12 protein-coding genes, 1 tRNA gene and 1 pseudogene are annotated in these 11,213 nt (G+C 63.1%); 6 read left to right on the top strand and 8 right to left on the bottom strand.

Translation table 11 applies throughout. The features are described 5' to 3' along the window. From EOA60_RS38795 to EOA60_RS05630, 3 genes and pseudogenes are all read right to left on the bottom strand, one after another. A pseudogene (locus EOA60_RS38795) lies at positions 1-116 on the bottom strand (galactose-1-epimerase); the annotation flags it as partial. Positions 117-212: 96 nt separating this feature from the next. Next, positions 213-1,670: an NAD-dependent succinate-semialdehyde dehydrogenase gene (locus tag EOA60_RS05625; protein WP_095825712.1), complete on the bottom strand. Its 1,458-nt coding sequence runs from the start codon at positions 1,668-1,670 to the stop codon at positions 213-215. A 151-nt stretch (positions 1,671-1,821) separates the two neighbouring features. Then, positions 1,822-2,772 (bottom strand): AEC family transporter, encoded by a 951-nt coding sequence (locus EOA60_RS05630; protein ID WP_095825646.1) that lies wholly within the window; start codon positions 2,770-2,772, stop codon positions 1,822-1,824. Positions 2,773-2,935: 163 nt separating this feature from the next. On the opposite strand from EOA60_RS05630, the gene EOA60_RS05635 reads away from it, so the two are divergent. The 3 genes from EOA60_RS05635 to EOA60_RS05645 all read left to right on the top strand — a co-directional run bounded on the left by EOA60_RS05635 (position 2,936) and on the right by EOA60_RS05645 (position 5,053). Then, positions 2,936-3,484, top strand: a complete 549-nt coding sequence (locus EOA60_RS05635) for a histidine phosphatase family protein (protein WP_128311125.1) — start codon at positions 2,936-2,938, stop codon at positions 3,482-3,484. Between the two features lie 221 nt (positions 3,485-3,705). Then, a tRNA-OTHER gene (locus EOA60_RS05640) sits at positions 3,706-3,779 on the top strand. 329 nt (positions 3,780-4,108) lie between these two features. Beyond that, the gene (locus tag EOA60_RS05645; protein ID WP_095825601.1) at positions 4,109-5,053 is read left to right on the top strand and encodes a hypothetical protein; all 945 of its coding nucleotides are present in this window, start codon (positions 4,109-4,111) and stop codon (positions 5,051-5,053) included. A gap of 36 nt (positions 5,054-5,089) precedes the next feature. On the opposite strand, the gene EOA60_RS05650 is transcribed toward EOA60_RS05645, so the two are convergent. Together EOA60_RS05650 and EOA60_RS05655 are read right to left on the bottom strand one after the other, a co-directional pair. After that, on the bottom strand, positions 5,090-5,671 hold the full coding sequence (locus EOA60_RS05650) for a GDYXXLXY domain-containing protein (RefSeq protein WP_095825602.1): 582 nt from the start codon (positions 5,669-5,671) through the stop codon (positions 5,090-5,092). Next, positions 5,668-6,783: a DUF2157 domain-containing protein gene (locus EOA60_RS05655; RefSeq protein WP_095780730.1), complete on the bottom strand. Its 1,116-nt coding sequence runs from the start codon at positions 6,781-6,783 to the stop codon at positions 5,668-5,670. The genes EOA60_RS05650 and EOA60_RS05655 overlap by 4 nt, the downstream gene beginning before the upstream one ends. Before the next feature lie 233 nt (positions 6,784-7,016). On the opposite strand from EOA60_RS05655, the gene EOA60_RS05660 reads away from it, so the two are divergent. The 3 genes from EOA60_RS05660 to trmFO all read left to right on the top strand — a co-directional run bounded on the left by EOA60_RS05660 (position 7,017) and on the right by trmFO (position 9,107). Further along, positions 7,017-7,157, top strand: a complete 141-nt coding sequence (locus EOA60_RS05660; RefSeq protein ID WP_006335194.1) for a DUF1127 domain-containing protein — start codon at positions 7,017-7,019, stop codon at positions 7,155-7,157. Positions 7,158-7,208: 51 nt separating this feature from the next. After that, a complete protein-coding gene (locus EOA60_RS05665; RefSeq protein WP_067000031.1) occupies positions 7,209-7,349 on the top strand; it encodes a DUF1127 domain-containing protein in 141 nt (46 codons plus the stop codon). Between the two features lie 348 nt (positions 7,350-7,697). Beyond that, a complete protein-coding gene (gene trmFO, locus EOA60_RS05670) occupies positions 7,698-9,107 on the top strand; it encodes a methylenetetrahydrofolate--tRNA-(uracil(54)-C(5))-methyltransferase (FADH(2)-oxidizing) TrmFO (protein WP_095825603.1) in 1,410 nt (469 codons plus the stop codon). Here the strand turns inward: trmFO and EOA60_RS05675 are convergent, their stop codons facing one another. From EOA60_RS05675 to EOA60_RS05685, 3 genes are all read right to left on the bottom strand, one after another. After that, positions 9,108-10,058, bottom strand: coding sequence for a sterol desaturase family protein (locus tag EOA60_RS05675; RefSeq protein ID WP_176477710.1), 951 nt, complete (start codon positions 10,056-10,058; stop codon positions 9,108-9,110). After that, complete coding sequence (locus EOA60_RS05680; protein WP_067329583.1) at positions 10,058-10,483, bottom strand: hypothetical protein; 426 nt, start codon at positions 10,481-10,483, stop codon at positions 10,058-10,060. Before EOA60_RS05680 ends, EOA60_RS05675 begins: the two co-directional genes overlap by 1 nt. A gap of 79 nt (positions 10,484-10,562) precedes the next feature. Then, positions 10,563-11,213, bottom strand: a 651-nt coding sequence (locus tag EOA60_RS05685; RefSeq protein WP_164899197.1) for a phytoene/squalene synthase family protein, incomplete at its 5' end; no start/stop codon positions are given.

Genomic DNA, 11,213 nt, shown 5'->3' on the forward strand with positions numbered 1-11,213 from the left:
TCCTGGATGATCCCGCCAAGCCCGATGATGTTGGCCGTGAGACCACCGCCACGGATGGTGAAGCGGCGAACGGCCTCGCCCGCCTGCGTCGTGCCGAAGACCTCGCGGTCCTTCATCGCTGTGCCCGAAAATGTCAGTTCATTGATCTGTGGACTACGCCGGCCATCTCCGGCAAGGGCAGGCCTGATGCCTGCCCCGCCAGTCGAGCGGTGTCAGAGGCCGAGGCCACCGAGGCAGACATATTTGGTGTCGAGATAGTCCTCGATGCCCTGATGTCCGCCTTCCTTGCCGAGGCCCGATTCCTTGACGCCGCCGAACGGCGCCTCGGGCGTGGTGATCAGGCCTTCATTGACGCCGACCATGCCGTATTTCAGCCCTTCCATGACGCGGAAGGCGCGGCCGAGATCGCCGGTGTAGAAATAGCAGGCGAGGCCGAACTCGGTGTCGTTGGCCAATGCGATCGCTTCTTCCTCGGTCTCGAACCTGAACACCGGGGCGACCGGCCCGAAGATCTCTTCCTTCATGAAGCGCATCTTGGGCGTGGCGTCGGCGATGACCGTCGGCTGGAAGAACGAGCCGCCGAGCGCATGGCGATTGCCGCCGGCAACGACCTTGCCGCCCTTCGAGGTGGCATCGGCGATCAGTTCCTCGACCTTCTCGACCGCTTTCTCGTCGATCAGCGGCCCCTGCTGCACGCCTTCTTCCAGGCCGGAGCCGACCTTCAGACTGTTGCTGGCAGCGGCGAGCTTCTCGACGAACTTGTCATAGATACCCGCCTGGACGAGGAAGCGGTTGGTGCAGACGCAGGTCTGGCCGGAATTGCGGTACTTCGCGGTGATGGCGCCGGTGACGGCGCGATCGATGTCGGCATCGTCGAAGACCAGGAACGGAGCATTGCCGCCGAGTTCCATCGACACTTTCTTGACCGTCGTCGACGACTTCTGAATCAGGATCTTGCCGACCTCGGTCGAGCCGGTGAAGGTGATCTTCTTGACCAGCGGGTTGGCGCAGATCTCGTCGCCGATCTCGCCGGCCGAACCTGTCAGGATGTTGATGGCGCCCTTGGGGAAGCCGACCTCTTCGGCGAGCGCGCCCCAGGCGAGGCCCGAATAAGGCGTCTGCGAGGCCGGTTTGACCACGGCCGTGCAGCCCGCGGCCAGCGCCGGTCCGAGCTTGCGGGCGAGCATCGAGGACGGGAAGTTCCATGGCGTGATGGCGGCAATGACGCCGACCGGCTCCTTCGTCACCAGGATGCGGCGGTCGCCCCAGGGCGACGGCACGATGTCGCCATAGGTGCGGCGGCCTTCCTCGGCGAACCAGAGGATATAGCTCGCGGCCGAGCCGATCTCGCCCTTGGATTCGAACAGCGACTTGCCCTGCTCGATGGTGAGCAACTCGGCCAGCACGTCCTGATTGTCCATCATTGCGTCGTGCAGCTTGCGCAGAAGCTTCGAGCGCTCGAGCGCGGTGGTCTTGCGCCAGCTCTTGAATGCTTCATCGGCGGCCTCGATGGCGCGGCGGGTTTCGGCCTTGCCGGCCTTCGGCACGGTGCCGATCTTCAGGCCGGTCGCCGGATTGTTGACGTCGATGGTCTGGCCGCTGTCGGCCTGCACCCATTCGCCGTTGATGAGATTGGCCTGGCGCATGAAATGACTGGTTTTCTGAAGCATGGTCTGGCCTCCGTTCGGCGCGCTGATCGGCCGTTTTTCTGGATATTCGGGGGCGTGCAAGGCTGCACGCTGGCGCATTGCTCTTACCTAGGGAAAGCCCGGCAAGCAATCACAAGATGGCATATAGGGGTTGGGCCAGCAAAAACGAGCGCTAGCCGAACACATGCAGGACCACCGTCAGCCAGAAGGATGTGGTGAGCACCGCGCTGGCCGTGGCGATCGTCATCTGGTTGGACGCCAGCGCCTGGCCGGTGTTGAATTGGACGGCGATGAGATAGGAATTGATGCCGGAAGGCAGCGCCGCCACGACCACGGCGACCTTTGCCGTCAGCGGCGGCAGGCCGAGCAGCCAGACCGCGAGCAGCACCAAGGCCGGCATCAGGAAGAGTTTCAGCGCCGACAGCGCGAGCGCTGGGCGCACGTTGCCGGAAATGCCGAAGCGGCGCAGGCTGAGCCCCATCGCAAACAGCGCCACCGGCCCGGCCGTATCGGCCAGCGCGTCGACCAGCCGCTCGATCAGCGGCGGCAGCGGCGCGCCGATGAAGCGCCAGGCGAGCCCCGCGAGAATGCCGATGATCAGCGGGTTGACGAACAGCCGCCTGAGGAAATTCCGGATGACGCGCAACGGATGCACAGACTCGTCGTCGCGACGACCGAACATCTCGAACAGCACGATTGACGCCATCATCATGACAGGCAGGTGGATCGAGACCAGCAGCGACAGCACCTCGAAGCCGCTGGTGCCGAATATGCCGAGGATGAAGGGCGCGCCAAGCAGCACGACATTGGAATAGGCCGAGGACACGCCGCCGACGATGCCGGCGCGGGCATCGCGGCCGAAGAGGCGCGTCATGACCAAGTGCCCGGCGGACCAGGTGACGGCAACCGCCGCAAAATAGGCGCTCCACAGCGACCACGGCGCCACGCCATGGAAATCGGAGTTCACCATCGTCTGGAACAAGAGCAGCGGCATAGCCACGTTGACGGCGAATTCGGATATGCCCTCACCACTTGCCGGCTTCAGATAGCCGGTAAGGCCGGCGAGATAGCCGAGCGCAACGAGACTGAAGACGAAGAGGACGGTTTCGGTGAGCGGCGTCATTGTTCGGGCGGAGACATCTTTACCGTGATAGGCAAGCCTCGAGCGCCGTGCAATCGGCCGTTCTCCGGCCGACCGTTGGTCCTCTGCTTGTTTTTCAGCCGGCTTTGCGGTCCCTATATGCCGAAGATGGCCCCGGCCTCTCCGGCCGCCATAAGGACTTCACATGCTGCGACTTGCCCTGGCGCTTTTCCTGCTTGCCGTTCCCACCCTCGCCCACGCAACCGACGCCGGCTGGGCGCTGCTGCGCGATGGCGGCCATATCGTCCAGCTTAGGCATGCCTTCGTCACCGGGACCACCGATCCGGCGAATTTCGACATCGGCAATTGCGCCAGCCAGCTCAACCTGTCCGAGCGCGGCAAGCAGCAGTCAAGCCGCATCGGGGCGCTGTTTGCGGCGCGCGCAGCGCCCATCGAGCGTGTGCTCTCCAGCCGCTACTGCCGCTGCCTTGACACCGCCCGCATCGCTTTCGAGGCCGAACCGAAACCATTTGCGCCGCTCGACTTGCTCAAGACCGATTCGGCTGAGAAGGCCGCTCAGATGGAGGCGGTGATGAAGGAGATCCGGGGCTATTCCGGCTCTGACAATCTGGTGCTGGTCACGCATCTGGAAAACATCCAGGCGCTCACCGGCGTCTCGCCGCGCGAGGGCGAGGCCGTGGTCGTGGCGCCTAATGGAGACGGCCTCAAAGTGCTCGGCCGCGTCACCTTCTGACGGCATAGGTCTGCCCAGCTCAGCACTGTGGCCGAAATGCCACAGCCGCAAGAAGCCGCAAGCCCCCGCGATAATGCCGCTTGCGACAAGCCGTCGCAGGGTCTATAGGCGCGCTCCCGGTCACGAAAACCGAAGCGAGCACAACGGTTGGAGCTTTCGTCTCCGCCCGCGCAGCCGGCTTTGCCGCGCTGTGTACGGCGCCGTTTCGGAGTGTTGGGATCGCCGATGTAGCTCAGAGGAAGAGCGCCGGATTTGGGTCCGGAGGTCAGGGGTTCGAGTCCCTTCATCCGCACCACCCTTCGCCTTGGCGAGCTTCCAGGTGGTGTAGGTCACCCTATGGTCGTCAGAGCGAAGCGTGTCCCCGAACCTTTGCAAGGAAGGACCGGAGCCATCAACTTCTGGCGGCGCACGCAAGGCTCGAGCAGACAATCCGCTTTTTCGTGTGCAATTCCCTTGAAATAGCGCGTCAACAGGTTCTTAGTCGCAGCAACAGGCAGGTTGGGGCTCTGTCAGCTTGTGCGCCTAGTTTCTCTGGTTCTGGCGGCGGGGTCGGCTGTCGCGGCAGCGACATGTCACGTTGAGGCCTTGGAGTACACTTCGGTTTCCTCTCCGGGCCAGCAGCCAATGCTTCTTGTATCCGGTGAGTTTGGCGCCAATGAACCCCTGAACGCCTTCAGCAACGCGGTTGCGAGCAGCAGGGCCAGGATGATCGTATTCAACTCCCGCGGCGGCAACGTCGGCAGTGCGATTCGCTTGGGGCGACTGATCCGCGCGGCGGGGTTGGATACTTTTCAGCTTCGCCAATTGCAGTGCGCCTCAGCCTGCTCACTGGCCTTCCTGGGCGGCGTCCACCGCGTTGCCGAACCAGGTTCCATCGGCGTTCATCGGCCGTCCCTCAAACCGGCCGACGGGATGTCAAATGAAGACGCGGAGGCCCGTTTCCAGTTCGGCACGGCCGCAATCATATCCTATGTGATCGAGATGGGAGCGGATCCCAAGCTGATGGAATTGGCTTCGAGCTATGACAAGCATGACATACGGTACCTGTCGGCCAGCGAAATGGCAGAGTTGCGTGTGACCAATGCCGCAGCGAACCAGCCGCAAGCAGATGCATTGCAGGTATCAACGACGCCGGATCCTGCGTCCGTGTCCGCTCCTGCGCCCGACGCCAGGCAACAGCCGGAAAGCGTTGCGGTCACCTTCGTCAGGGACCTCATCGAGCATCATGGCGATAACAACGATTTCGCTCTTGCTCAGGCTCAGGCGTCCTACGCTCCCACGGTCGACTATCATGGCAAGTTGACGAACCTAAGTTCGATCATTGAGGACAAGAGGAGCTATTACCAGCGATGGCCTGAACGCGGATACAACGTCCGCAATGACAGCATTGCGGTCAGCTGCGCCAACGATCGCTGCAAGGTCTCAGGCATCTACGACTGGATTGTGCGCAGCCCCTCGACACACAAGCAGGAGAAAGGCGTAGCGGACTTCAGCTATACGATATCGATCGGTCCCTATCCCAAAATCATCGCCGAGACGGGCGATGTCCATAACCAGGACCGTCGTTAACGCGGACCGTCGCGCTGACGCCCAGGCCCGAACACACTAATAAAGCGGCTCCTCGAACAGCGTCTTGTCGCCGTCCATGAGCGCCTTGATCTGCGCCTTGCCATTGGCGGAGAGCGCCAGCTTGACGCCGAACGGCCGCACGCGCATGTCGTTCTGGATCGCCATCCCCTTGCCCTCCGGCAGGTAGAAACGCTCGATCCCGTATTCCGGCGTGATCGTCATCTCGGGTGAGCGCAGATCCCAGCCATCCGCTACATGCCCGACAATGTCGGCCTCATCGGAAGCGGCAGGCGCCGGCGCCTGATCGAACCATGCCGCGCTCGGCTGCCAGTAGCCGTCCACAGCCTTCTTCAACCTGACGACGATCTCGGAGTCATTGCTGGTGAACTTGCCCGGCGGAATGTTGGCGATAAGCTTCACCGGGATGCGCGAGATGTCATAGCCAAGCGAAATATAATCGCCGCGCAGAAGATCGCGCGGGTCAACGGGCTCAACCTTGAGCAGGACCTCCTTGCCGTTGCGCAGGATCGCCGCGCGTCCGGCGATGATCCAGCCCAGCAAGCCGATTTGGACAAGCGCCGTCACCAGCGCCGCGATGATCAGTCTTTTGCCGCTCATGCCGCTGCTCCTCCGGCGGGCGTCTTCATTCGTTTTTCAACGCGGATGATGACCAGCGCCAGTATTCCCAGCAGCACGGCCGCGGACAGGAAGAAGCCCGCCGTGTCGAGCATCGACTGCAACATCACCACATAGATAATGGCGAGCTCGAAGGCAAAGCCGGCATACGCCACCCAGCGCAAGCCTCTGCTTTCACGGCCGCCGAGCATGATCGCCGCGACGATGCCGGCAAGCGCGGCTGCCGAGGCAATGGCAAAGCCGCTGTTGTAGCTCGCCTCATCGGCCAGTTCGAACTGGACCATTGCGAGGCCGGCAAGAAAGCCGATGAGCGCATGCAATGGCAGCCTGCCGCCGAGTTGCACGACGCTGTCGACGGGTTCGGCGACAAAGATCGCTGCCGCGAACAGCAGCATCGAGACGAGCACGAGCGGAATCGCGACCTGGAGCGTGTTGTGGTCGATCGCCAGCAGCAGGAGATAGAATACGATCGAAAGGATGATGACGTGCCGCGCCGCCTGGCTGCGTGTCCAGAATGAAATGGCGAACAGCACCAGCACGATAGCGGCGAAGAGATGCGGGAACTCGGCCCGGCGGAAAAATCCTCCCCATTTAAGGAACAGCCAGGCATCGGCGATGCCGACGGAGGCGACGGTGAGCGGGTTCGAGCGCAATGCGACCGCCGCCAGCGCCGTGCCGGCGCACCACGTCAGCAATGCCGAAGCCTCGTCGCCCGACAGATGATACATCTGACCGATCAGCGCGATTGACCCGCCAAAGGCCGCGGCGGCGATGATCCATAGCGCCTCACCGATCGCCGCATGGTCGCGTGTCTTCAGAACGGCGCCAGCGACATAACCGCCGAGGATGACAGCAAACAGCGCCGTCACACGCGCCAGGCGCGGAATGGCTTCCCAGTTGGCGGCGACGAAGATCAGGATCGCGGCACCGAACAGTAACGCCGCCATCATGGCCAGGATAGAGCCGAAGCTCAGCGAGGCGCGATCGTTGGCGGCAACGTCACGCGTCAATGCGTCCGCCGTCGGCGCGTCGATCAGGCCCGCCGCCCGCCAGCGGGCGATATCGGCCCTCACCTTCGTCGCATAGCCCGCCATCCGTTCCCCCGAGCTTGGCCATTTTTACTACCTCGCGCCGCAAATCGTTGACGCAACGGCATTTTCCGATTCGGTCTTCCTTATGGCGCAAGCGTGAATCGCCGTTAATGTTGCATTGCACAATTTGCATTGCTGCCATGCACCAATGGTACTTTTAAACCGATATGACCCTGCCTATTTTCCGTTCGTACACAAACGGAATGATCCGAACCAAAGACGAAACGAGCACTACCATGAACCTGATCCGCAACTACCGCAACTGGCGCCGCTACCGGGACACCGTTTCCGAGCTGAGCCGCCTGTCGAACCGTGAACTGACCGACCTCGGCATCAGCCGCAGCGACATCCACTACGTCGCTCGCAAGGCGGTCTAATCCGCTTCGGACCGCGAATGGTCCGAACCAGTTTTTGAGAAGAGCAAGACAATGAACCTGATCCGCAGCTACCGTAACTGGCGCGTTTATCGCGAGACGGTTTCTGAGCTGGGTCGGCTTTCGAACCGCCAGCTCAATGATCTCGGCATCGTTCGCGACGAGATCAAGATGATCGCCCGCAAGGCGGTTTGACAAGGAATCTCGCCAGGGTCGACCTCCTCCCCGACCCTGACGGATACGGTCAGCCTTTACCTCCTCCCGAAGGTTGACCACCGAAACGGCGCCCGCCGGACCTCCTCCCCCGGCGGGCGTTGTTCTCCGAAAGGATCCGCCCCTTCAATTGGCGGAAGGAATTTCGTCAAAGCCGACCTCCTCCCCGGCAATGACGAATATGGTCGATCTTCACCTCCTCCCGAGGATCGACCCCCAAAACGACACCCGCCGGACCTCCTCCCCCGGCGGGTGTTGTTGTTTTGGAGGTAGTCGGCCCCTCGAAGCCGGCAATTGCATTCGCCGCGCCAAGCGACTATCTCGGCGCTCATGAGCAAAGATCCCGTTCACGTCATCGGCGGCGGCCTCGCCGGCTCCGAAGCCGCATGGCAGATCGCAGAAGCCGGCGTGCCGGTCGTGCTGCACGAGATGCGCCCGGTGCGCGGCACCGACGCGCACAAGACCGACGGGCTCGCCGAGCTCGTCTGCTCCAACTCGTTCCGCTCGGACGACGCCGAGACCAATGCGGTTGGCTTGCTCCATGCCGAAATGCGGCTCGCCGGCTCGCTGATCATGAGCGCCGGCGACGCGCACCAGGTCCCGGCCGGCGGCGCTTTAGCCGTCGACCGCGACGGTTTTTCCGAGGCAGTAACCGCAAAAATCGAAGCGCATCCGCTGATTGCCATCCAGCGCGAGGAAGTGCCTGGACTTCCGCCGGCGGATTGGGACCAAGCGATCATCGCCACCGGTCCGCTGACCGCGCCTTCGCTTGCGCAGTCGATTGCCGAAGCAACCGGCGCCGATGCGCTCGCCTTTTTCGACGCCATCGCGCCGATCGTCCATTTCGACACCATCGACATGAACACCTGCTGGTACCAGTCGCGCTACGACAAAGTTGGCCCCGGCGGCACCGGTAAGGACTACATCAACTGCCCGATGGACAAGGAGCAATATCTCGCCTTCGTGGCGGCGTTGCTGGAGGGCCAAAAGACCGAGTTCAAGCAGTGGGAAGGCACGCCCTATTTCGACGGCTGCCTGCCGATCGAGGTGATGGCCGAGCGCGGCGTCGAGACGCTGCGCTACGGGCCGATGAAGCCGATGGGGCTGACCAACGTCCACAATCCGTCGGTCAAAGCCTATGCAGTGGTGCAGCTTCGCCAGGACAATGCGCTGGGCACGCTCTACAACATGGTCGGTTTCCAGACCAAGCTGAAGCATGCCGAGCAGATCCGCATCTTCCGCACCATTCCCGGACTGGAGAATGCCGAATTCGCCCGCCTCGGCGGCCTGCACCGCAACACTTATATCAACTCGCCGACGCTGCTCGATCCGTCGCTGCAGCTGAAGTCGCGCCCCGGCCTGCGTTTTGCCGGCCAGATCACCGGGTGCGAAGGCTATGTCGAAAGCGCCGCGATCGGCCTGCTCGCCGGCCGCTTCGCCGCGGCCGAACGGCTCGGCCGGGCGGCCTCACTGCCGCCGTCGACCACGGCCTTCGGCGCGCTGCTCAACCATATTACCGGCGGCCACATCGTCTCCGACGACGAGCCGGGCAAGCGCTCCTTCCAGCCGATGAACGTCAATTTCGGCCTGTTCCCGCCGGTCGAGGCTCCAAAGTCCGAAGGCAAGCGCCTGCGCGGCAAGGACAAGACCGTTGCCAAGCGCCGCGCGATCACGGCGCGCGCATTGGCCGATTGTCGCGTGTGGCTGGGCCTGCCTTCGCAGGCGCAGGCAGCGGAATAGCTACTCCGCCGGCTCGGCACTCGCCGCCGGCAATCCCGGCTTTCCTGCTTCGGACGGATTCCTCCGCACATAGGCCGCCTTCAACGTCTCCGACGTATCGCGCGAGCCGTCATGGCTCCAGCCTGGCGGCCGGATCAGATAGCTGAGACGCTGGCCGAGCGTCAGTCCCGGCATCATCGCATCCTTGAACATGCCGATCCATTCATGGAAGGCGACCTTCAGCGGGTTGAAGGTGCCGATGTTCTTGACAATGCCGTAGCGCGGCCGGTCCTCGTCCAGTTCCGCAACGAAAGTGCCGAACATGCGGTCCCAGATGATCAGCGTGCCGGCATAGTTGGCGTCCAGATAGCGCGGATTGGTGGCGTGGTGGACGCGGTGGTGCGAGGGCGTGTTGAAGACGAATTCGAACCAGCCCCACATCTTGCCGATCGTTTCGGTGTGGATCCAGAACTGCCAGACGAGGTTGAAGCCGAAGACGAACGCAATGACGGCCGGATGGAAGCCGAGCAGCACCAGCGGCGCCTGCAGCACGAACATGAAGGTGAAGAGACCGGTCCAGCTTTGCCGGAGCGCCGTCGAGAGATTGTAATGCTGGCTGGAATGATGGTTGACGTGCTCGGCCCAAACCCAGCGCACCCGATGCGCGATGCGGTGGTAGACATAGTAACGCAAATCATCGAGCAGGAAGGCGGCGACAAACACCCAGATCGACAGGCCGAGATTGAAGAAACGGAACTGCCAGAGCCACAGCAGCGCCCAGTAGGATACGACACCGAGCAGCAGGCCGGCGACGACATTGCCCGTCCCCATCATCAGGCTGGCCAGCGTGTCGCGCGTCTCGAACGATCCCTTGGCGCGGCCGGTGCGTACCAGCCAGAGCTCGATCAGGATCGCCGTGACGAAGAACGGGATGGCAAGCTGGGTGACCTGCGGGAAATTGTAATCGTCCATCACGCCGCCTCTCGGATCTGATCGTGCCTCAGCAGCACCGCCGCCACGGTCAGCGCGTCTGCCTCGTCGGCGAGGGCAAACCGCCCGCCTTTCCAGGTGAAATCATCCATTTTCAGCGACAAGACATTACCTTCCCGCACCAGGGCGAGCACATCCCGCGGCGTGACGATGCGGGTTAGGAAACAGTCGCCGATGCTCTGGACGATGCCGCAGCGCTGCGGGTCGAGTTCCAGGATGGCGGCTTGCCTGTCCGATGTCAGCCTGACCGCCCCAGGCTTTTCGTCTGGAAAGTCTTCGGCAAAACGTGCGAGCGCGTGTTCAGCCCCGGCAAGCGTCGCGGTCGCCGTACCGCCGGTGAAATGCACGGCCGCCACCGACAGCGCGATGCCGAACACGACAAGGACGACCAAAACTGGCAGGCTCATGGAAAGGCGGTCCTCCGCTGGCTCGCATTTCTCTGATGCGAGTCCACGCGCAGAACCCCTAGCATGGTTGACGTTTACGTCAAAGGGGCGTCCAGCCATGCATGGCATGACGCAAGAGCAGCCAGTGCCGGCGCAGGGTTGAGAGGGTCGAAGTGCCCCCGAGTGGAGACCGACCCGGCTTTTCCATCCTGTCGAGATAGGCATGTGTGAGCGCCAGCGGCAGGAAGGCGGGGCGCAGCGACGCGGGGAGCGCCGACGCGCCCTTCTCGAAAGCGCCGAGATGCTCTCGCGCCAGCGCGATCATCGCCCCGACCGCGCGCTCCGCGGCAGCATCGCCGTCGCCCTTGACGAACTCTTCCGGCGAGGTGCCGGCGGCTGCCAGGATATCGGAGGGGATAAAGCACTGTCCACGGCGACGGTGCAGCGGCAACAAAAGCAGCAAGCCGGTGATGGCCTGCGCGCAGCCCGCCCTGCCCGCCAGTTCGGCAAAGCGTGGCGCGGCATTCGGATCGAGCACCATGGCCGCAAGCTGGATGATCGCCGCGGCCGTCTCGCCGCAATAACCCTCAAGGTCGGTCCGCGACGGCATCGGATCGTTGTAGAGATCGAAGATACGCGCTTCGAGCATGTTCTCGAAAGCGGCCTTCGGCAGATGGTTGGCGGCGATCGCCGCCCTCAGCGCGTCGGCGGTCGGATGACCTGTCTCCGCCTCGCCCTCGGCCAAGAGGAC

Origin of the sequence: Mesorhizobium sp. M1A.F.Ca.IN.020.06.1.1 (assembly GCF_004023265.1) — a bacterium.
GTDB lineage: Bacteria > Pseudomonadota > Alphaproteobacteria > Rhizobiales > Rhizobiaceae > Mesorhizobium.

What these genes read in the sequence shown, in the direction of transcription:
- EOA60_RS05675 (WP_176477710.1), bottom strand. Translation starts at nt 10,058, where the DNA reads ATGGACGATTACAATTTCCCGCAGGTCACCCAGCTTGCCATCCCGTTC.
- EOA60_RS05630 (WP_095825646.1), bottom strand. Translation starts at nt 2,772, where the DNA reads ATGACGCCGCTCACCGAAACCGTCCTCTTCGTCTTCAGTCTCGTTGCG.
- EOA60_RS05650 (WP_095825602.1), bottom strand. Translation starts at nt 5,671, where the DNA reads ATGAGCGGCAAAAGACTGATCATCGCGGCGCTGGTGACGGCGCTTGTC.
- EOA60_RS05680 (WP_067329583.1), bottom strand. Translation starts at nt 10,483, where the DNA reads ATGAGCCTGCCAGTTTTGGTCGTCCTTGTCGTGTTCGGCATCGCGCTG.
- trmFO (WP_095825603.1), top strand. Translation starts at nt 7,698, where the DNA reads ATGAGCAAAGATCCCGTTCACGTCATCGGCGGCGGCCTCGCCGGCTCC.
- EOA60_RS05660 (WP_006335194.1), top strand. Translation starts at nt 7,017, where the DNA reads ATGAACCTGATCCGCAACTACCGCAACTGGCGCCGCTACCGGGACACC.
- EOA60_RS05655 (WP_095780730.1), bottom strand. Translation starts at nt 6,783, where the DNA reads ATGGCGGGCTATGCGACGAAGGTGAGGGCCGATATCGCCCGCTGGCGG.
- EOA60_RS05665 (WP_067000031.1), top strand. Translation starts at nt 7,209, where the DNA reads ATGAACCTGATCCGCAGCTACCGTAACTGGCGCGTTTATCGCGAGACG.
- EOA60_RS05625 (WP_095825712.1), bottom strand. Translation starts at nt 1,670, where the DNA reads ATGCTTCAGAAAACCAGTCATTTCATGCGCCAGGCCAATCTCATCAAC.
- EOA60_RS05645 (WP_095825601.1), top strand. Translation starts at nt 4,109, where the DNA reads ATGCTTCTTGTATCCGGTGAGTTTGGCGCCAATGAACCCCTGAACGCC.
- EOA60_RS05635 (WP_128311125.1), top strand. Translation starts at nt 2,936, where the DNA reads ATGCTGCGACTTGCCCTGGCGCTTTTCCTGCTTGCCGTTCCCACCCTC.